Source organism: Pedobacter planticolens (genome assembly GCF_014172375.1).
Taxonomy (GTDB): domain Bacteria; phylum Bacteroidota; class Bacteroidia; order Sphingobacteriales; family Sphingobacteriaceae; genus Pedobacter; species Pedobacter planticolens.
On record NZ_WNXD01000002.1, the window covers coordinates 1,820,331 to 1,841,635 of the forward strand.

Genomic DNA, 21,305 nt, shown 5'->3' on the forward strand with positions numbered 1-21,305 from the left:
AGTTTATGAAAACATTTAAATTATTAAGTCTGCTTTCAGTAAGCATTTTATTTAGCTGCGTAAATGAAACGAATGTTTCAGCACAAAATTCAGTTGAAAAAGGAAAACCTTCTGCAGATTATAAGCCCGCATTTGAAGGTCAGACCAGAATAAAAGCAGTAAAAACGACAACACCACTTGCAATATCAGTCATTAACAAGAAATTAGAAAACCCTTGGGCAATTTCTGTAATGCCAGATGGAAGATTTTTTATCACTCAGAAAAGTGGCACAATGGTTATTTTATTGGCCAATGGAACATTGTCTAAAACAATTACTGCGCTTCCTAAAGTAGATGATTCTGGACAAGGTGGACTTTTAGACGTAACATTAGCTCCAGATTTTGCAAAAAGTAGAATGGTGTATTGGGCATATTCTGAACCGCTAAGCAAAGGTGTTGTGTTGGCTATCGCGAAAGGAAAGTTATCGGCAAACGAAACTACGTTAGAAAATCAAGTTATCATATATAGAGCTACTCCGGCACATACTGGCAAATTGCAATACGGCTCAAGAATAGTTTTTGATAAAAATGGAAACCTATTTGTAAGTACAGGAGAACGCTCTGATAAAGAAATTAGAGTGCAAGCGCAATACTTAAATTCTTCTTTAGGGAAAATCCTTCACCTTACCCCAGCAGGAAAAGCTGTTGCTGGTGGACCATTTGCTGATAAAGCTGATGCCAGACCAGAAATTTATTCTTATGGACATCGTAATCCAGATGGTTTGGCAATTAACCCACAAACTGGCGATTTATGGGAAGCCGAATTTGGTCCAAAAGGAGGCGATGAAATTAATTTAATTAAACCCGGCAAAAATTATGGTTGGCCAATTATAACTTACGGTGTAGAATATAGCGGAGCGAAAGTAGGCGATGGTATTCAGCAAAAAGCTGGCATGGAACAACCTGTTTATTATTGGAATCCGGTTATTTCTCCTGGAAGTATTGCGTTTTATAATAGCAACCACATTGCCGAGTGGAAAGGGAATTTATTTGTAGGTGCTTTAAGTGGTTCCCATATTATTCGTTTAGTACTTAAAAACAATAAAGTAGTCGGCGAAGAAAGATTACTAGAAGATAAAGGTGAGCGTTTTAGAGATTTGGTAGAAGGTAAAGATGGTGCTTTATATGCGGTAACAGATGGCGGTAATTTGTATAGAATAAATAAAAAGTAATCGATCTTTTTTAACTTGAAAAGCAAGAATAGTGCTTTTAGGTTAATTCAGTACTGTCCCATGGGACTCCGATGGAGCTAAACGCTTTACTAACATATCAGGTTTATAAAACTTTGGCGAGTGCTTAACAAAAAAAAACTATCAAGAGCTTTGATAGGTTTTTTAGCATATGCTGTTAGTCATTTAATTCTTAGGTTCCCATAATTCAACTTTGTTTCCTTCGGCATCTAGTATGTGTACAAATTTACCGTAATCGTAAGTTTCGATGGTATCTACTAAGGTTACGCCTTCTTTTTTTAGTTCTTCAACAAGTGCTTCTAAGTTTTCAACTCTGTAATTAATCATAAATTCTCTGGTTGATGGTTCAAAGTATTTTGTCTTTTCAGCAAATGGAGTCCATTGAGTTTGAGCTTTCTTTGTGCTGTCTGCACCTTCAAACCACTCGAAAGTTGCGCCGTAAGGATTTGTATTTAAACCTAAATGTTTTTGATACCATTCTGTCATTGCTTTTGGATCCTTGCATTTGAAAAAAATGCCGCCAATACCTGTTACTTTTTTCATTTTTGTATTTTTATTTTGTGATAGTATGGTTTTAAATGCGAAGCCAGAGCAAAATGCTGTAGCAGTTAGTAGAGTTATAAAGATTGCTTTTTTCATTGGTTATAGCATATATGTCTGACTGACATGATAAATTTAGTAAAATTTTAGCTGGTGGAGGTGTTTGTTGAGGAAAGCAAGGTTAGGTTTCTACTGGCGGGTGGTAGGTTTCTCTTGGCGGGTGCTAGGTTCTTGCTTGTGTTTGCTAGGTTTCTATTTGCGCTTACTGGGTTTCTACTTGCGTTTGCTAGGTTCTTGCTTGCGTTTGCTAGGTTTCTACTTGCGCATGTTAGGTTTCTTCTTGCGTTTGCTAGGTTTCTTTCTGGTGGTGCTAGCTTTCTACTTGCTGGATGAAGAAACCTATTGGTGGGGATGCCAACAAACGGCAAGTGCTTATTAGTACGGGCTAAAAGCTTGCACTAGCAAGTGAAGGTATTTCAGTTAAGTTGAATTCCACTTGTGTTTAAATAAGTTTCAAAGCTGTCATATTTGTTTTTGGTTGCAACATACAATGTCCAATGCTTTGAAATTAATTCCCATTCAGTTAAAGTAGCTTCCCAGATATTCTTTGTGTTTGATTGTTGCCAGTATTGTCGAAAGATTATCAATTCTTCGGCTAAAACGTCTGGGTTAACAAGAACACCCATTGGAACTTCGTGTGTGTAAAAATTGATGGTCTTAGCCATTCTATTTAACAGTAGTGTAAGTGTATTTTGACTATTGTTAATGGCAAAAGATTTTTCGAAAAAATATCTTGCTTCAAAATATTCGGTAATATTTAGTTCTCTTAAAAAGGTAATAGTTGTGGTATAGTCAGAATAGAAAAATTGCTCCAGTTGTCCAATCCATTTGATATGTTTTGCACTGTCTTTTTTATATTGGTCTTTGAGTATTGGTAGAATAATTTCTTTAAAAAGTGGATGTTGAATTCTTGTATCTTTTTCTGATACTTCTGTTCCGTTATTGGAAATTATTTTGTCGTCAGTATCCAAAGTCAAACTGCAGATGTTGTCAACGAATATTTTGATATCCTTTTGGTCTTCCTGTTTTAATAAGCCAATGTAGTCTGCTAAAAGTTTATTGGCAGTTTTTTTGTCACCAGCTAATCTTACTTGGTTGTATTTGTTCCAAATGTCAGTCAATTTGTTAAGCGCTGTAGTGTTGTTCATTTTATTGCTTGTTTCTCGTTTTTAAAGAAGAATTTTTGTTCGGTCTTCTTGTTTACGAAGTTTATTTTTAAGCATTTATAAACGAATATAACCGTTTAATATCCGATTATTAAATTTTTACTTATAACAAGTACTTAGGTTTTGAGCGAATAATTATGAAGGTTTACAGGAGCTGCACAATCCCAAAAGCTACTAGCTTTGTTAATTAAACCCGATTGTAGTGGAAATACTTTTTTGTTGCAGTGCTTCGACAAGCTCAGCATGACAAATGCAAAAAAGATTGTAACGGAAAGCGGGGCTGAACTAACCGATGAGTACAGGAAGTGATTTTCAACTAACTTTTTAAGCTAAAAGGATGGGGATTAAAATAGCTTTTAATGCTGTAGAAAGATTAATTAGCTAGTTTTTGCTTTACGCTTCGTGTTTTACGCGAATGACGGGGTGGGTAGTAAAATGGTATGGACTAAACGCAATAATTTATTAGTTTTACGTAATGCAGCAAATCAATTATCAGAACGAGGGAAGTTTGGGCAATTTGGAACTTTTGGCCCGACAAGTGGTTGAGGGGTTTATTACGGGTTTGCATAAAAGTCCTTTCCATGGGTTTTCGGTTGAGTTTGCTGAACATCGGTTGTATAATACGGGAGATAGCGTAAAAAACATAGATTGGAAGTTGTTTGCGAAGACGGATAAGCTGTTTAGTAAGCGTTATGAGGAAGAAACGAATTTGCGTTGTCAGTTTGTGATTGATACTTCTTCGTCTATGTATTTTCCGGATAAGGAGTACAATAAATTGACTTTTTCAGTGCAAAGTACGGCAGCATTAATTTATTTATTGAAGAAACAGCGTGATGCTTTTGGGTTGAGTTTATTTACGGATCAATTGAGTTTAAATACGCAGGCTAAATCGACTGGCACGCATCAAAAGTATTTGTATTCGCAATTGGAGCAGGTTTTGCAAGCGCCAAAAATGAATGTGCAGACTAATTTGGCTTTGGCATTGCATCAAATAGCCGAGTTAATTCATAAACGTTCGTTGGTAATTGTGTTTAGCGATATGCTGCATACGGTGCATGATGAAGATAAAATTTCGGCTTTGTTTTCTTCTTTGCAACACTTGAAATTTAATAAGCATGAGGTTGTTATTTTTAATGTTACGGATAAAAATAAGGAAGTGGATTTCGATTTTGCTAATAGACCGCATCAGTTTATTGATATGGAAACTGGTGCAACTTTAAAAGCGCATACTTCTAAAGTTGCAGCTGCTTATATAGAACAAATGAGTAATTATCGTAAAGAGTTGGCTTTAAAATGTGCGCAATATAAAATTGATATGATTGATGCTGATATTAATGCGGGGTTTAATCAGGTATTGCAAGGGTATTTGATTAAGCGGCAGAAAATGGGGTAGGGTGGTTCATTTGTTCATTTGTTCACTGTTTCAATGGTTCACTTGTCATCCTGAGCTTGTCGAAGGATAATTAAAATGACAATCTATCTAGCTGGAAAGATTGCTTCTCCCGATGGAAAATCGGTATCGCAATGACGGATGCAAAAGACAAAAAAACCTTCCTATATTTTTCAATACAGGAAGGTTCAGATAAGGGTAACCGGAAAACTAAAAAACTATTGATGAGTTTTATTAGATAACAAAACGGAAATCGCTTCTGATGTTTTGTTACTCAAAGATGCCGTTCAATTATGAAGATTTTATGAAGTTTGTGGCGTGAGTTCAATTAATAAAAGACATTTATTTTTGTTTTGTTATTGGGAGGTAGGAGCAGTCTTTTTTTGCATGAAAGATTGCTTCGTCCCGATGAAAAATTGGAGACTCGCAATGACGAAGGTGTTAATTAGGGTTAGGAAACCCATCGCATTACGATGCCCAGTCGAGCTGAGCATGACGAGCGTTTTAAGTTAGAGATTAACTAATTGGGAATTCTATGGTAACGGTGGTTCCTTTGTCTTTTTCGGACTGAATAAAGATGTTTAATTGGTGAAATTTTGCAATGCTATTTACAATTGCCAAGCCTAATCCAAATCCTTCTTCATTATCGCTATTTTCGCGTTCAAATCTATTAAAAGCATTGGCTACGCTCTCTTTTTCCATCCCTATTCCGCTGTCTTTAATAGTTAGAATATATTTTGTGAGCGTTAGTTCATCGTGTATAGTGATTGAACCGTTATTTACATTATATTTTGTGGCATTGTTAATAATGTTAATTAATAAAGTATGAATTAACGCTTTATTTCCTGTGAAGGTAAAATGCTCTTTAACTGCGTTTTTATATACGATTTCTTTATCGGTAATGCGATCTTCTAAATCTTCGTAAATATCTATTAACTCTTGTTGGATTGAAACTTGATCTTTTTTAATGTATTGTTCGTTTTCTACTTTAGAAATTAATAACAAACTATTGATAATTACTTTTAAGCGATTTAAGGTTTTTAAGGAGGCTAAAATTTTGTTTTCGTGTTCGATAGGTAGGTTTTCGGCAGTCAAAATGTTTTCTAAACGACCACTTAAAATAGAAATAGGGGTAAGTAATTCGTGAGAAACATTGGCAATAAACTGTTTTTCTAACAAAAATAAATTTGCAATTTTTCGCATGAGCGAATTAATACTATTGTCTAATATCTTAAAATCTGTAGTATTAGTAGGAATGTTTTCGTAATTATACGAAGTGGGGTCGTTTACTTTGTTTAGCTTTTGATCGATTATTTTGTAAAATGGTTTTAAAATAAGATTGGTAAAAGCGTAATCTGTAATGAGCGTAACTAATAAAGAGCCAATTAGTACGATTAACATGTAAAAGCGAATGGTGGTTTTTACAGATTCCATAGCTGTCATGGTTTCGCCTAACTCCAATTTATACCGTTTGTTATTGTACTCGAATTGATCGTTAAGGATTCGGTAAATTTCTATATCGCCCTCAATTTCCCTTCGCTCGGTTGTAAAAGTAATACTCGTATCAATTTTACCCACATTTGGAATTGCATTTAAGACGATAAATTCATCTTTTAAAATATTGTAATCTGTAAATGAATGTTGATTGCTTAATAAACTGTCTATTTCATTATCACTTAAGTTTTCAATTACTGTTAATCTTTTTTTAGTTAATCGACCATCTAAATGATGCGATGAAATGGTTTCTAAGGAAAGCAAAATGATAGCTCCCAACACTAAAATGATGGCTATTTTAGTGATGGCATTGTATAAAGCAAATTTTGCCTGGAGGTTCATTGGTTAATAGTTAATTCGATAACCAATGCTACGAACGGTTTCAAACCAATCGGTTTTGGTGCATTGTGTTAGTTTTTTGCGAAGATTTTTTACATGCACATCTACAAAGTTAGAATCAGAGTTTACTTCTAAAATATCTCCCCAAACGTGTTCTGTTAAACTCATTCTAGAAACTACTCTATTTTTATTCAAAACTAGATAATTAAAAATCTCATATTCTTTTTTTGTTAAAGGAACTCTTTCGTCTTGAAATGAAACAGTATGGTTTTGAATATCTAATACGAAATCGTGTATTTTAACTTCGTTTTTCTCTAATTTATGTTTGCGACGAATAATGGCATGCATCCTAGCCAATAATTCATTTAATGAAAAAGGTTTTGCTAAATAATCATCCGCTCCGCTATCTAAACCTTTAATTCGGTCATCAACCGCACTTCGAGCTGTTAAGATAATTACAGCATCATCGCGATCTTTTAGATTTTTTAACTGTTTAAGTACTTCAAATCCATCGCCATCTGGCAAACCTAAATCTAGGAGAATGAAATCGTAATTATTAACGAAAATCTTTTCTTCGGCAGATGATTTTTTCCAAGCATGCTCAACAATATATCCTTCTCTACTTAAAAATTCATCCATTTCTAGTGCTAAGCCTTTTTCATCTTCAACTATTAATACGTTCATTTAATTTAGGGTTCATTAGTTCAATTGTTCATTAGGATTATGCAAATAGTTAATTGCAAACTGAATTTACATTTTTTAATATGATGTTGCAAGCTTCCCTAATTTCATCTTCGGTGATAATTAGGGGTGGAGCAATACGCATGGAATTACTGCAATGTAAGAACCAATCGGTAATTATGCCATCTTCAATACAGCCATCGATAATTTTTTTATTGGTTTCGTAACTGTCAAATTCAACGGCTAACATTAATCCTTTTCCTCTAATTTCTGCAATTGCAGGATGTTTTAACAGTGATTTAAATAATTCTCCTTTTTGTTCCACTTCAGTAATTAAATCTTCAGCTAGTATGGTTTCTAAGGTGGCTAATCCGGCTGCACAACTAACAGGATGCCCACCAAAAGTAGTGATGTGACCTAAAATTGGATTATTTGTAAATACCGACATTATTTGTGAAGAAGAGATGAAGGCGCCGATGGGCATTCCCCCGCCAATGCCTTTTGCCAATAATAAAACATCAGGAACAATATCAAAATGTTCAAAACCAAACATCTTTCCAGTACGACCAAATCCACACTGAATTTCATCAAAAACTAAAAGTGTTCCAGTTGCTGTACATTTCTTTCGTAAGGCTTTTATGTAATTTGCATCTGGAATTCTAATGCCTGCTTCGCCCTGCATGGTTTCTATAAAAATCGCGGCAGTTTTAGTGGTTATTTTTTCTAAATCGGGTAAATAATTAAACTCTATAAACTTAATATCTGGCAATAACGGACGATAAGCTTGCTTAAATTCTTCATTCCCCATTAAACTCAAAGCACCTTGTGTACTGCCGTGATAGCTATTTTTACAGGCTATTAATTCGGTACGATTGGTATATCTTTTCGCCAATTTCATTGCTCCTTCAACGGCTTCTGCTCCAGAATTTACAAAGTAAGTGCAATTTAAATTTTCTGGCAAAACCGATGCTAAGGCTTTTGCAAAATCAACTTGAGGGCTTTGTACAAACTCGCCATACACCATTAAATGCATGTATGTTTCTGCTTGTTTTTTTACTGCTTCCACAACTGAGGGATGACAATGTCCAACATTACTAACGCCAATGCCTGCAATTAAATCCATGTATTTTTTACCAGATTGATCATACATGTAAATGCCTTTTGCTTTTACAAACTCTAATAGAAGTGGGGTTTCAGAGGTTTGAGCGTTATGTTTTAAAAATAACTGACGTTGTGTTTGCATAGTGCAAATTAAGCTTTTTTGAAATCTTAATTATTTTATCCGAGCAGAATAATGTAAAATAACATAAGTTCGGGATAAATAATAGTCTTTAAATAGCAAATACAATGATTGCGGTTTAAAAGGCATTGATTTCTGAGATATATTTATGATTCTGTCGCTTCGCGGACAAACTTTTTTCCTGTAGATGAAAAAAGTATGCAAAGAAATCCACGACTGCGCCCAGCGCTATTAAAGTTTCTGCTAAGGATAATTGGTGCATTCCGCACTGGACAAGGTCGATTTTCGGTTTACGAAGAGATAGTGCTTAGGCTTGAGTTAGTTAAAAATAGCGAAATGCTCAATCCGAATTCACGTTAAAATAAAAAATCCCATACGTTTGTACATACAGGATTTTCTAAAAAATAATTAATTATTATTGTTTTGGTTGACCGCCTCTATAACGGTTAAGTAATTCTTTTTTAAATGCCTCTTGTGCTCTATAAAATTTCCCTACAATTTTAATAGGCAAATTTGATTTAAACTTATTGTAGTATTTCTTCTCTATGTTAAGTTCTCTTTGTTTAAAGTCAAAATCATTAACAATTAGCGCTTGAATTTGAACATCTGTTAAATCATCAATCTCTTTAATTTTTCTAAAACTTATCATTTTCTGCATACGTTCTTTTCGCAATGCGTTTTGTTCTCTAGTAAAATCGTTATAAATAGGCCAAAATGTTTTGGCTTCATCTGCAGAAAGATCAAGTTTTGTAGTTAGCCATGTTACTTTGTAAGCTTCCATTTTTTCATCATCCATTCTTGGCCCTTGTGCAAAAGCTAAACCTGGTAATAAAATAAATAGTGCAATAATTAAGTTTTTCATCTCTAAATTTTATAAGTTATTCGATAAATCACTTGATGAGAAATGATTTAAAATGTAGTTTTCCATTTCTGTATCTGAGGCAGAAGTTGTGGTAGCCGCTTGGCTTTCTTGTATATGATCAATAATTACACTTTCGTCAATATCATATAACATTTGCTCGCTTGCTAATTCGGCAGTACGAGTTTCTTTTAGTGTGTTTTGCTGGTTAAAGTATAAACCTGATGCAGTTAGCAAAATAAAGCAAGCAGCAGAAGCATATTTCATAAAATCTGTATGCCACAGGCGAACAACTTTTGTTTTTTGAACTGTGCCTGAAGTTTTGCTTAAAATATCGGATTGTAATTTATCAAAATAGTTTGCTGGAGTTTTAAATCCATCGTTTTGAACCAAAGTTTTAAGTTGATCTAAAGCAATACGATTTTCTATTTGCGTACCTAAATCTTCAAAATAGTTTTGAGGAATAGTAAAACCTTGATTTTCCTTTTGCATCAATCCATCTACAAAAACAGACTGATTAATACGTGTTGTTAAATCGTTGAAATAGTTATCTGGTACACAATATGGCGTAGTTCTTGGCAAGCTCGCTAAGTGCGGTGCTTCCATTTCCCATTCCATATTTTCGTCTCTCTTATTCATTATGTAACTATTGATAGATTTTAATGTAAAAGGTTTAATACTTAATCCTCATTTAGTAAAATACTTTCTATTTTTTTTACTGCGATATGAAATGAGGCTTTTAACGCACCTACGCTTGTACCTAAAACCTCTGAAATTTCATCGTATTTCATATCATCGAAGTACTTCATGTTAAAAATAATTCGTTGCTTTTCTGGTAAGGTTAAAACCGCCTCTTGAAGTTTTCGCTGTGCTCTATCTCCATCAAAATAAGACGAAGCGGTAAGGCTTTCGGCCAATTCTCCACTTACATCATCTAATGAAATATTGTTCTTCAGTTTTTTCTTATTCAAGAATGTGATGGATTCGTTAGTGGCAATTCTATAAATCCAAGTGTAAAGCTGCGAGTCGCTTCTGAAATTGGCTAGATTTTTCCAAACCTTAACAAAGGTTTCTTGCACTAAATCATCCGTATCATCGTGATCAATAACTAATCTACGGATGTGCCAATATATTTTTTGTTGATATTTAGTTAAAAGCAAGTTGAAGGCTTCATTTCGTGTTTTTTCTACACTAAATTTTTGCAATATTTCAGCATCTTCAACTTGTTTCATTTATTTTTTAGATGTGAGATGTGAGAATTTAGATATGAGATTTACATAGACACCATGCCTCAAATCTCATATCTAATGTCTCAAATTTATTTTTTTCTTTTCATTACTTTTTGAACTGCAGCAACAATATCAGATGGATCTAATTTGTATTTAGTCATTAACTGATCTGGAGTAGCGCTTTCGCCGAAGCTATCATTTACTGCCACAAATTCTTGTGGTGCCAAATATTCTGTAGTTAACAAACGAGCAACGCTTTCACCTAGTCCGCCAAATTTATTGTGCTCTTCGCAGGTTACAATACAGCCTGTTTTTTTAACAGATTTAAGTATTGCCTCATCATCTAAAGGTTTAATCGTATGGATATTTATAATCTCCGCATCAATTCCTAGTTCTGCTAATTTTTCGCCAGCTTCAATTGCTCTCCAAACCATGTGGCCAGTTGCTACGATGGTTACATCTTTTCCTTCGTTTACCATCCAAGCTTTACCAATTTCAAATTTTTGATCTTCTGGTGTAAACACAGGAATAACCGGACGACCAAAACGTAAATAAACTGGTCCTTCATAATCCATAATAGCCAATGTTGCTGCTTTTGTTTGGTTATAATCGCAAGGATTAATTACCACCATGCCTGGCAACATTTTCATCAAACCTATATCTTCTAAAATTTGGTGAGTTGCTCCGTCTTCTCCTAATGTTAAACCTGCGTGTGATGCACAAATTTTTACATTTTTACCTGAATAAGCTATTGATTGACGAATTTGATCGTAAACACGACCAGTAGAGAAGTTAGCAAAAGTACCTGTAAAAGGAATTTTTCCATTAATGGTTAAACCTGCAGCAATACCCATCATGTTTGCTTCTGCAATACCAACTTGCACAAATCTTTCTGGAAAATCTTTAATGAAAGCATCCATTTTTAAAGAGCCAACTAAATCAGCACAAAGGGCCACCACATTTTCATTGCGTTTACCTGCTTCATGTAATCCAGCTCCAAAACCCGAACGTGTATCTTTCTTTTCTGTATATGTATATTTTTTCATTCTAATTTAGATATGAGAAGTGAGATTTGAGATAGGAGATTGTGAGAGGAAAACTCAAATCTAATATCTAATGTCTCAAATCTAGTTTAATAATCCCCAGCTGTTTCTTTAAGTTGACCTAATGCTACTTCTAATTGCGCATCACTTGGTGCTGAACCATGCCATTTGTGGGTTCCAACCATAAAATCAACGCCATAACCCATTTGAGTGCTCATTAAGTTTAAAATTGGTTTCCCTTTTCCAGTTAATGATTTTGCATAATGCAATGATTTTACAATTCCATCCATATCATTACCGTCTGAAGTAATTACATGCCAACCAAAAGCCTCAAATTTTGCTTGAAGATTTTCTAATGAAAGTACTTTTTCAGTTGGACCATCAATTTGTTGCCCGTTGTAATCTACACTCGCAATTAAATTATCCACCTTGTGAAAAGGAGCAAACATTAATGCTTCCCAATTTTGACCTTCTTGCAACTCGCCATCGCCCATTAAGGTATAAACTAATCCTTTATCGCCATCAAGTTTTTTGCCTAAAGCAGCACCAATAGCAACAGATAAACCTTGTCCTAATGATCCAGATGCAATACGAATTCCTGGCAAACCTTCATGAGTAGTAGGGTGACCTTGTAATCTTGAATCTAATTTTCTGAAAGTAGCTAATTCACTAACTTTAAAGTAACCAGATCTTGCTAAAACGCTATACCAAACCGGCGAAATATGCCCGTTTGAAAGGAAAAATAAATCTTCCCCAACTCCAGCCATTGAAAACTTAGGATTGTGGTTTAATACTTCAAAATATAAAGCCGTAAAGAAATCTGCGCAACCTAAAGATGCACCAGGGTGACCCGATTGAACGGCATGAACCATTCTCAAACAATCTCTTCTAACTTGTGAGGCAATGTCTTCTAATTCACTAATTGTATGTTTCATTAAAATAAAGTGTTGTTGTTACCTTCCAAAGGTAATGTATTTATGAATAAGGTTTAAGCGAAAATAAACTGTTTATATACTAAAATTCTATTTAAGTAAATCTAAAACTTGTGCTGTTGGACTTTTGGTGTCTACTTTAGAAATAATATGAGCAATTTTTCCTTCTTCATCTATAATAAAAGTAGTGCGAATGGTACCCATATATTTTTTGCCATACATGTTTTTTTCGCCCCAAACGCCGTAGGCCTCTACAATTGCTTTATCAGTATCTGCCAAAAGTGTGAAGGGTAAACTATGTTTAGTAATGAATTTTTGATGTGATTTTTCATCATCTATACTTACACCCAAAACTTCAATTCCTTTAGCTTTTAAACCTTGGTAATTGTCGCGAAAATTGCAAGCTTCGGTGGTGCAACCTGGGGTATCATCCTTTGGATAAAAATATAAAACCACTTTTTTGCCTTTAAACTGATCTAAAGAAACAGTATTTCCATTTTGATCTTTTGAAGTGAATGTTGGCGCTTTATCGCCTGCCTTAAGTGTGCTCATAATTATTTTATTTATCTATAAAAATCGATGGCATATCGTTTAACATTTTCTTTCATGTCAACAACAATTAACTCAAATGTATGTTTTCCTGTTGAAGTTCGCTCATCAAAATTATGCCATAAGTTTGCTGTTTTTGCATCAAACTCCATTAAAATCCATTTGCCATCAATGTAGCCATTAAAACTCTTAATTCCAGAAAGTCCATCGCTAATTCTAAAACTCATTTTACTTATCCCCGCCATATTTTTACCATTGGCGATGTTTACAGGAACTATAGTTGGCGCAATTGTATCAATAGCGATGAAAAAACTGCCGAAATTTCTTGGCATTGCTTTCACATAACCGTTTTCGAAATATCCACCTTGCGATGAACGATTGGTATTTACTAGTAACGCCTTGTTTTGATATTTTGCTAAACTGCTATCTGCTTTAATCCAAAGTTCGAAACCAATGTGTAACGGCGTTAAATTATTTTGAATTTGATGAATTGCCGAAAATGCATTATGCTGAGGCTTTGGTAATTTTTTGTAAGTGAAATTAAGATCATTGTATAAAGTTCCCTTTGGTAAAATTACTTTGATGTCATCGCTATTATATTCATTTACTTTTGCATAACTAAACGGAATGCCAGCAGACGGAGTAGGCGTATTGATGATTGCTTTTGCATCGGCTTTTACATTAAATAAAAGTGTGCTTTTGTTGCCTTTAGAATCGGTAATGATGTAGTTTACTTCGTGTAATTTATCATCATTAAAGGTAATACGACCACGATTAACCAAATTGCTGTAAATCTGCAAGGGATTGCCTGGATCTACAAAACTTTTTTGAATGCTACGTTTAAGTGTGATAAATGCAGGATAATCTATATGAGAATTGATGGCCTTGCTGTTTTCAAAACTAAATTTTTCTAAAGCTGATGTAAAAATAGTTTTTCCATCTACTTCCAATTCTATAGAATAAACGCCGTTTGTACCCGAAAGTCCATTATGTTTATCAGTAGTTATGATACCAAAACCAACTTCCCCACTTAAATTAATAGTTTTTACCTTATTTAAGTTGTATTTTCCGTTAGCACCAACAACTTGAAAGTATTGTTTAGGCGTAAATTCATTAAAAGGTTTGCTATTTAGGCGATAAACATACATCGAATAAATAACTGGCGGAATATTATCAGGAATTTCAATGCCCAATAATTGAGGATTTATGGTTAATTCGGTTTTAGTATCTCTCAACTCAAAATGTAAATGCGGACCACCAGAACTTCCAGTATTGCCCGAATAAGCAATCACTTCTCCCTTGCGCACAGGAATTAAATCGGCATTAGGAAACTCGTCTATTTCGTAGGATTTATTTTTGTATTGGATACTTTTTACTTGTTGTGCAATTTTAGGGCTAAACCGAGATAAATGCCCATAAACAGAAGTGAAACCATTAGGATGATTAATATATAAAGCCAATCCAAATCCACTATTTTGTACACGTAAACGTGAAATATAGCCATCCGCAGTTGCGTAAACCGGATAACCAATTCTTTGATTTGTTCTAAAATCAGTTCCAGAGTGAAAGTGATTTGCTCTTAACTCGCCAAAAGAACCTGCCAATGCTGGTGGCGCAATATCTAAAGGCTGTCTAAAATCTGTAAGCGGATAAATAGTATTGCTAAAAATTTGTTGGGCATCCGCCTTGATGGCTAAAAAGAGTAAAAAAAATAAAGATGAGTATTTTAATGTATATGAATAGTTTTTCGGTCGATACATGTTGATTATTTTATGTTGAAATTGAGCAATTGTTTGCCTTCTAACCAGGCTTCTAATTGATCACCTTGCTTTACTTGGCCAACACCTTCTGGCGTACCAGTAAAAATTAAATCGCCTTTTTTTAAGGTGATATATTGAGAAACAAAAGCTATTATTTCTTCAAACGAAAATAGGAGGTTGGAAGTATGCCCATTTTGACGAGTTTCTTTATTTATTTGCAATTCAAATTGCAATTGATACATGTCCGAAAACTCTGCTTTTGGTAAGAAATTGCTTATCGCAGCAGAATTATCGAAAGATTTAGCCAGTTCCCAAGGTAAACCTTTTGCTTTATGTTCGCTTTGAATATCTCTAGCTGTAAAATCTATACCTAGTCCAACTTCATCATAATAATTGGATGCGAATTTTTCGGAAATATGCTTTCCTTCTTTACAAATTTTTAAAACTACTTCTAGTTCGTAATGAATATCTGATGAGAAATCGGGAATGTAAAAAGGTTTATTGTCTTTTAAAACAGCGGTATCTGGTTTTAAAAATATAATAGGTTTTGTTGGAACAGCATTGTTCAATTCTTTAGCATGCGCAGCATAGTTGCGACCAATTGCAATTATCTTCATATAGCAAAAATAGAAAAGAAATGGGGGAATTTATAATACAGAAATCTTCTTTACAATCGATTCGCCGTTTGCCAATATCCTTAAAAAATAAATACCAGGATTTAATTTATTTGGAATAGTATAGGTTTTGGTTTGCTCACCAGCTGGCGTACGTTCGTTGGCTAAGGTAACCACATCATTACTCAATAAATCTGTTATTTTTATAGAAAGTGTGGTTTCTCTATCTAGGCGTAGGCTGATATTAATTTGCTCGTTTACAGGATTAGGATAAACTTTTAAAACCGTTAAAACTTTCCCGCGTTTTGTAAGCGTAGGGCTAGATAATGTAGTGCTAGATGAGTTGTAGCCTATTGTATTAGGTTTGTAAGGCTGGATGTTTGCTTTTATTTGAGGAACTCGACTAACTACTTTTGCCTTAGGTTTAATAGAGATTTTAGAAGTGTCAATTTTTTGCGCAAAAACAGAAGAACCCATCAAAACCACCATGCAAATTGTGCATAGTAAACTCCATGAGAACGTTATTTTTGGCTTTGAAATCATCCTTTACTCTTGGCAAAAATATAAATAATAAAGCAAAGAAATCAAACATTTTGCGTATTAAAACAATATTTAACACTATTTAACAACAGTTGTTTTTGGTTGAATTTTACTTATTTCGGCTTCATGTGATGATGTAAATATTAATGACTTTAATATTATTTATTTAAGTAATTTTGCAGTCAAATTTTATAGCAGTGTCAAATCATAAAAACGTTAATGCGCTCACAGCCGGTGGGGTTCTAATCAGTTTAGGGATTGTTTTTGGAGATATTGGTACATCGCCTTTGTATACCTTAAATGCAATATTCAAGACAATTTTAGGAGATAAGCAACTAGTTACAGCAGATATTGTATTAGGAGTACTTTCTTGTATCATTTGGACTTTAACCTTACAAACTACTATTAAGTATGTAATTATTACGCTAAGAGCCGATAATAAGGGTGAAGGTGGTATATTTTCACTTTTCTCGCTGGTGCGTAAAAAGGCTAAATGGCTAGTTATTCCTGCCATTGTTGGTGGTTGTGCGTTATTGGCCGATGGTATTATTACCCCAAGTATTACTGTAACATCTGCTATTGAGGGATTAACGAATAAGTTTTCCCATATTCCGGTGGTATATGTAGTAATTGCCATTTTGAGTATCCTTTTTATCATCCAACAGTTTGGCACTAACCTAGTGGGTAAGCTTTTTGGTCCCGTAATGTTTGTGTGGTTTGCAGTTTTGGGTATTGTTGGTATTTCATTTATCATTAAAGACTTCAGTATTCTGAAAGCCTTAAATCCTTATTATGCTATTCATCTATTAATTAACAATAATATTGCGTTTATTATACTTGGTGGTGTTTTTCTATGTACTACTGGGGCCGAGGCTTTATATTCTGATTTGGGACATTGCGGTCGAAATAACATTAGAATTAGTTGGATTTTTGTTAAACTTACCCTAATTCTTAATTATTTGGGACAAGGTGTATGGATATTGCAAAACGCAAATAATTATATTCCTGGCGCAAAAATGAACCCGTTTTTTCAAATTGTACCTGAGCAGTATCAAATTGCAATGGTTATTTTGGCTACTATGGCGGCGGTTATTGCTAGTCAGGCATTAATTAGCGGTTCGTTTACCTTAATTGCCGAGGCAGTTAGACTTAACCTTTGGCCAAAAATCCGTATCGTTTATCCAACTACTTCAAAGGGGCAATTATATGTGCCATCTATCAATTTGATGTTATGGATTGGATGTTGCAGTATTGTATGGTTTTGGGAAAAATCAGAAAAGATGGATGCAGCCTATGGTTTATCTATTACTATTGCAATGTTAATGACTACTATTTTGGTAAGTTATTATTTAAAAATCAAGCGGTTTCCCAAATACATTATCGCCATATTTATTACGGTTTATGTGATTATTGAAGGCACCTTTTTAGTAAGTAATCTTCATAAATTTATGGAAGGCGGTTGGTTAACTGTATTAATCGGTTCCTGCTTATTTACAGTAATGTGGAGTTGGTATGTGGCCAGAAAAATTAAAAATCGGTTTGTTAAATATGTAGAGATTGAAGACTATTTTCAAATTATTAGCGAGTTAAGTGATGATATTTCTGTGCCTAAATATTCATCGCAATTGGTGTATTTAACCAGTGCTAACTTTAAAACAGAGATCGAATCGAAAATTATATATTCGATTATACAAAAGGAACCTAAACGTGCCGATGTGTATTGGTTGGTACACGTTGATGTAGTAGACGAGCCCTATACGAGAGATTACAAGGTAGAATTTTTAATTCCTGGTAAATTGATACGTATAGATTTTAAGTTAGGTTTTAGGGTAGAGCAAAGAGTAAATCTTTTATATCGTAAAGTAGTTGAAGAATTGGTGAAAAATGGGGAAGTAGATATTACAAGTCAATATTCGTCTTTAAATAAACATAAAATAGCTGGAGATTTTCGTTTCGTACTATTAGAAAAACAACTTTCTAAATTTGCAAAATTAAGTTTCTATGAACGTTCAATAATGGATTATTACTTTCTTTTAAAGCACTTTAGTTTATCAGAAGTGAGTGGTTTTGGTTTAGATTCAAGTTATGTAGATGTTGAAACCGTTCCGTTAATTTTTGTTACACCTGATGATATAGAATTGAATAGATTGGCTGTTTAGGTTAACACGGTTTTTAACATTAAGGAATTAAGAAAATTAAGTCTTTAGGTAGGCGAAAATCTTGTCATTCAGAGCGCACTTGTCATTCAGAGCGCAGCGAAGAATCTCTATTAATCTTTATAAAGAAAGCCGCAGATATGCAGATTGTCATCCTGAGCGTAGTCGAAGGAAATCTGCGTATCTGTGGCTTAATAATTTAAAGCTAACCAACCACTTTTTCTAATCCCAGTTTCTTTAAAAGAAAAATAAGTAGACTAGAAATAGCAAGGCAAGCTATAGTGGTAATCGGAATGCCGAATACTGGGCCAAAAACAGCACCATTTAAACCATATTTATTTAAGTAGTAAAGCACTAGCATATGGATAAAATAGATGCCGAAGCTATGCTTATTAAGAAATTTTCTAATTGCTTTTAATGTCGAATTTGTACTATTTGTATGCTTAATAAATAGAAACAAACCTACAGCTGCAAGTATTACATTTGGCGAAAAATAGGTATATAGATCTATTCTAAAATGACCATTGTATGTTGATAGAAAATAGGTGCCAAATATGGTTAATAAGACACCGGATGCAAAAATGAGAAGAGAAATGGTTTTGATATGTTTTACATTTTCGAAATTTCTCACTGATAAATAATAGCCTAAAACGATGTAACCAATAAAACCTCCGAAATACTTTAAATTAAAATCGGGGATATAATTTGAAAAAATAGGTAATGCGATTAGTACTGCTATCAGCCATATTACAAGAAAATAAACTAGCTCATTTTCTTTTGCATTTTTAATCCATTTTGAAATGATGGGAATGAATAAATAAATACCAATAATCATGTAGATATACCAAAAATGGTAGGTTATTTTATAACCAAAAGCACTAGATGATATGGTTAGCATTTTGAAAATTGGTAATTCAAATCCTTTTTTAAGGATGAATAAAATATGAATGGAATAAACTGCAATCCAAAAAAGAAATGGGAAGATTATTCTTGCTACTCGTTTCTTTAAATAATCATTTAACTGGTAATCTTTAGGCAGTAATAAAGCTCCAGTAATCATTACAAATACGGGAACACAAAATCTCACCAAACTATCATAAACATTGGCAGTCCACCAATTAAAGCCAGAAATTTTAGTGAATTTGTATAGAAATGGGGCCGCGACATGCAGGAATATTACACCTATTGTGGCAATAACTCTTAAATTGTCTAGCCATGAAGTGTCATCTTTTACTTTAAAGTCGCTCATTCTTGCCAGCAAAGATACTTATTTGAAGATTAAACCACATAGATACATAGTTCTTAGGCCTATCTGTCGGCATCTAATCGATCAAAATTAAGCTTTGTCATTCAGAGCGAAGCGAAGAATCTCTATTAACTAATATAATAAAAGCCACAGATGCGCAGATTTCCTTCGACTACGCTCAGGATGACAGTCTGCGCATCTGTGGCATAATAATTTTAAACCTATTGGTTAGGTCTCAGCGACCGAAATTAAACTATCCTTCAGCCTGTTGCTGCCCTAATTTACTATTGTGAAAACCATAGGCGAAGTAAACCACCAAACCAACTACCAACCAAATTCCAAAACCTATCCAATTAGAAATACCTAGCTCACACATCATGTATAAGCAGCTCAATAAGCCCAATACAGGTATTAATGATAAGTTTTTAGTAACGCAATAATACGTAATGACTAAACAGATAACTAAGAAAATCCACATTGGAATTTTGTGCTTAAATAAGCCCCAGCCACTTTCGTATTTCTTATCGAATGAGATGGTTGATTTGGTCATGAATTCATCGTACTGCGCAGGTGTTAGGCTATTTAAATAAGCCTCAGCATCAATCTGTTTTCCTTGTAATACCACAGGGCTTGCACTGATTTCCTTTTTAACAGTTTCTAATTCTGGAGCAGATAACGAAGTGATAAACGGAACAGCGCTATTTACTTTTGTTTTGTTAATGATAAAATCAGTTGTTTCTTCTTTATATTTTGTGAATGCTACTGCTAGTACTACAATAAATGCAACAGGAATAATGAATTTTGAATTTGCGTAAGGTATTTTGAACTTCCCTCTTTGTACACCTGGTCTATTTTGTAACACCAATACACCAGCGCAAACCAATACGAAGGCGAATAAAGTACCGATAGAGCATAAATCTGTTACGATAGTTAAATTCATAAATAACGATGGAACCGCTACTACAAAACCTACCACGATAGTTGCAAAAGATGGAGTTTTATACTTTGGATGTATTTTAGAGAATTTTTTAGGTAATAAACCATCGCGGCTCATGCTCATCCAAATACGTGGCTGACCCATTTGAAAAACCAATAACACACTCGCCATGGCAAATACTGCGCTCACCGCAATAATACCGCTCATTAATTTGAGGTCGATAGCATCAAACACGAATGCCAATGGATCACCTACGGCCAACGTATCCGATTTTACAATGCCCGTTAATACCAAAGCAATGGCAACATATAAAACCGTACAGATAATAATTGCCCACATCATCCCTCTGGGTAAATCTCGCTGTGGATTTTTACATTCTTCGGCAGTAGTAGAAATCGCATCGAAACCTATGTAAGCAAAAAACACAGCCGAAACTCCTTTTAGTACACCTGAAACTCCGTTTGGTGCAAAAGGATTCCAATTTTTAGTATCAATATAAAAAACACCGACTGCTAAAACCAATAAAATAACGGCCAATTTTACCACTACCATCGCATTACTAGCATTTCTAGATTCTTTCATTCCGCGATAAACTAACCACGTAATAAAGATGATAATGCCTAATGCTGGTAAATCTGCCACTAGGTGGAAGTTTCCAATTTTAGGAGCGGAAGTCCAAGCATGATTTGCAATACGAGTTGCATCATCTAAATTAGCCATGCTTTTACCCGCATTTAATAAGGCGTCAGCATGTTTATGGCCATTAAAAGCGGTTAAATAGTCCATTGTAGCCCAATCGGGGATATTTATACCGTCTATACCTAATGCCGGTATTCGGATGGAGGAGAGTAATCCTGTAAAGTAATCGGACCATGAAATAGCTACTGTGATATTACCAATGGCATATTCCATAATTAACGACCAACCAATAATCCACGCCACTAACTCGCCAAAAGCTACATAAGAATACGTGTACGCACTACCAGAAACTGGAACCATTGAGGCAAATTCTGCATAGGCAAAAGCGGCAAAACTACAGGCTACTGCAGTAAAAATAAATAAGAAAATAACTGCCGGACCGCCATCTGCACTTGCTTTACCTATGGTACTAAAAATACCAGCACCAATAATGGCAGCAATACCAAATGCTGTTAAATCTCTTACTCCTAAGGTTTTATGTAATGAATCTCCGTGGTCTCCATATCCTTTTGCAGCATCTTCTAAAATTTTGCTAATGGATTTCTTTCTAAATAGTTTGTCGAACATATTTGGGTTTTTGGCTTATTATGGTTTTTAGCGGA

Annotated in this window: 20 protein-coding genes; 4 read left to right on the forward strand and 16 right to left on the reverse strand. The window is 34.3% G+C overall.

Annotation, left to right across the window (positions count from 1 at the left end):
* Window positions 1-5 precede the first annotated feature (5 nt).
* A complete protein-coding gene (locus tag GM921_RS16900) occupies window positions 6-1,211 on the forward strand; it encodes a PQQ-dependent sugar dehydrogenase (protein WP_182923797.1) in 1,206 nt (401 codons plus the stop codon).
* Window positions 1,212-1,394: 183 nt separating this feature from the next.
* On the opposite strand, the gene GM921_RS16905 is transcribed toward GM921_RS16900, so the two are convergent.
* Window positions 1,395-1,868: a VOC family protein gene (locus GM921_RS16905; RefSeq protein ID WP_202985672.1), complete on the reverse strand. Its 474-nt coding sequence runs from the start codon at window positions 1,866-1,868 to the stop codon at window positions 1,395-1,397.
* Window positions 1,869-1,935: 67 nt separating this feature from the next.
* Between GM921_RS16905 and GM921_RS16910 the strand changes: the two genes are divergently transcribed.
* Window positions 1,936-2,208, forward strand: a complete 273-nt coding sequence (locus tag GM921_RS16910) for a hypothetical protein (RefSeq protein WP_182923798.1) — start codon at window positions 1,936-1,938, stop codon at window positions 2,206-2,208.
* Window positions 2,209-2,245: 37 nt separating this feature from the next.
* On the opposite strand, the gene GM921_RS16915 is transcribed toward GM921_RS16910, so the two are convergent.
* Window positions 2,246-2,977, reverse strand: a complete 732-nt coding sequence (locus tag GM921_RS16915) for a hypothetical protein (protein WP_182923799.1) — start codon at window positions 2,975-2,977, stop codon at window positions 2,246-2,248.
* Between the two features lie 493 nt (window positions 2,978-3,470).
* Between GM921_RS16915 and GM921_RS16920 the strand changes: the two genes are divergently transcribed.
* On the forward strand, window positions 3,471-4,388 hold the full coding sequence (locus GM921_RS16920) for a DUF58 domain-containing protein (RefSeq protein WP_182923800.1): 918 nt from the start codon (window positions 3,471-3,473) through the stop codon (window positions 4,386-4,388).
* A 513-nt stretch (window positions 4,389-4,901) separates the two neighbouring features.
* Here GM921_RS16920 and GM921_RS16925 read toward each other — a convergent pair.
* The 12 genes from GM921_RS16925 to GM921_RS16980 all read right to left on the reverse strand — a co-directional run bounded on the left by GM921_RS16925 (window position 4,902) and on the right by GM921_RS16980 (window position 15,614).
* Window positions 4,902-6,221, reverse strand: a complete 1,320-nt coding sequence (locus tag GM921_RS16925; protein WP_182923801.1) for a sensor histidine kinase — start codon at window positions 6,219-6,221, stop codon at window positions 4,902-4,904.
* A 3-nt stretch (window positions 6,222-6,224) separates the two neighbouring features.
* The gene (locus tag GM921_RS16930) at window positions 6,225-6,902 is read right to left on the reverse strand and encodes a response regulator transcription factor (protein ID WP_182923802.1); all 678 of its coding nucleotides are present in this window, start codon (window positions 6,900-6,902) and stop codon (window positions 6,225-6,227) included.
* Window positions 6,903-6,951: 49 nt separating this feature from the next.
* Entirely contained in the window at window positions 6,952-8,142 is a 1,191-nt protein-coding gene (locus GM921_RS16935; RefSeq protein WP_182923803.1) for an aspartate aminotransferase family protein, read from the reverse strand.
* A gap of 412 nt (window positions 8,143-8,554) precedes the next feature.
* Window positions 8,555-9,001: a hypothetical protein gene (locus tag GM921_RS16940; protein ID WP_182923804.1), complete on the reverse strand. Its 447-nt coding sequence runs from the start codon at window positions 8,999-9,001 to the stop codon at window positions 8,555-8,557.
* A gap of 9 nt (window positions 9,002-9,010) precedes the next feature.
* Window positions 9,011-9,637 (reverse strand): hypothetical protein, encoded by a 627-nt coding sequence (locus GM921_RS16945; protein ID WP_182923805.1) that lies wholly within the window; start codon window positions 9,635-9,637, stop codon window positions 9,011-9,013.
* 41 nt (window positions 9,638-9,678) lie between these two features.
* Window positions 9,679-10,230, reverse strand: coding sequence for an RNA polymerase sigma factor (locus tag GM921_RS16950; protein ID WP_182923806.1), 552 nt, complete (start codon window positions 10,228-10,230; stop codon window positions 9,679-9,681).
* Window positions 10,231-10,316: 86 nt separating this feature from the next.
* A complete protein-coding gene (locus tag GM921_RS16955) occupies window positions 10,317-11,273 on the reverse strand; it encodes a transketolase family protein (protein ID WP_182923807.1) in 957 nt (318 codons plus the stop codon).
* A gap of 86 nt (window positions 11,274-11,359) precedes the next feature.
* Window positions 11,360-12,205 (reverse strand): transketolase, encoded by an 846-nt coding sequence (locus GM921_RS16960; RefSeq protein WP_182923808.1) that lies wholly within the window; start codon window positions 12,203-12,205, stop codon window positions 11,360-11,362.
* An 87-nt stretch (window positions 12,206-12,292) separates the two neighbouring features.
* Entirely contained in the window at window positions 12,293-12,754 is a 462-nt protein-coding gene (gene bcp / locus GM921_RS16965; RefSeq protein ID WP_182923809.1) for a thioredoxin-dependent thiol peroxidase, read from the reverse strand.
* 11 nt (window positions 12,755-12,765) lie between these two features.
* Window positions 12,766-14,511: a M23 family metallopeptidase gene (locus GM921_RS16970; protein WP_182923810.1), complete on the reverse strand. Its 1,746-nt coding sequence runs from the start codon at window positions 14,509-14,511 to the stop codon at window positions 12,766-12,768.
* A 5-nt stretch (window positions 14,512-14,516) separates the two neighbouring features.
* Window positions 14,517-15,128, reverse strand: a complete 612-nt coding sequence (locus tag GM921_RS16975; protein WP_182923811.1) for a fumarylacetoacetate hydrolase family protein — start codon at window positions 15,126-15,128, stop codon at window positions 14,517-14,519.
* Between the two features lie 30 nt (window positions 15,129-15,158).
* Window positions 15,159-15,614 carry a T9SS type A sorting domain-containing protein gene (locus GM921_RS16980; protein ID WP_182923812.1) on the reverse strand — a complete coding sequence of 152 codons (456 nt, stop codon included), beginning with the start codon at window positions 15,612-15,614 and terminating at the stop codon, window positions 15,159-15,161.
* A 248-nt stretch (window positions 15,615-15,862) separates the two neighbouring features.
* Between GM921_RS16980 and GM921_RS16985 the strand changes: the two genes are divergently transcribed.
* On the forward strand, window positions 15,863-17,824 hold the full coding sequence (locus GM921_RS16985) for a KUP/HAK/KT family potassium transporter (RefSeq protein ID WP_182923813.1): 1,962 nt from the start codon (window positions 15,863-15,865) through the stop codon (window positions 17,822-17,824).
* A 202-nt stretch (window positions 17,825-18,026) separates the two neighbouring features.
* Here GM921_RS16985 and GM921_RS16990 read toward each other — a convergent pair whose 3' ends face one another.
* Both GM921_RS16990 and GM921_RS16995 read right to left on the reverse strand, forming a co-directional pair.
* Window positions 18,027-19,070, reverse strand: a complete 1,044-nt coding sequence (locus GM921_RS16990) for an acyltransferase (RefSeq protein ID WP_182923814.1) — start codon at window positions 19,068-19,070, stop codon at window positions 18,027-18,029.
* A 250-nt stretch (window positions 19,071-19,320) separates the two neighbouring features.
* Window positions 19,321-21,270, reverse strand: coding sequence for an amino acid permease (locus GM921_RS16995; protein WP_182923815.1), 1,950 nt, complete (start codon window positions 21,268-21,270; stop codon window positions 19,321-19,323).
* Window positions 21,271-21,305 lie beyond the last annotated feature (35 nt).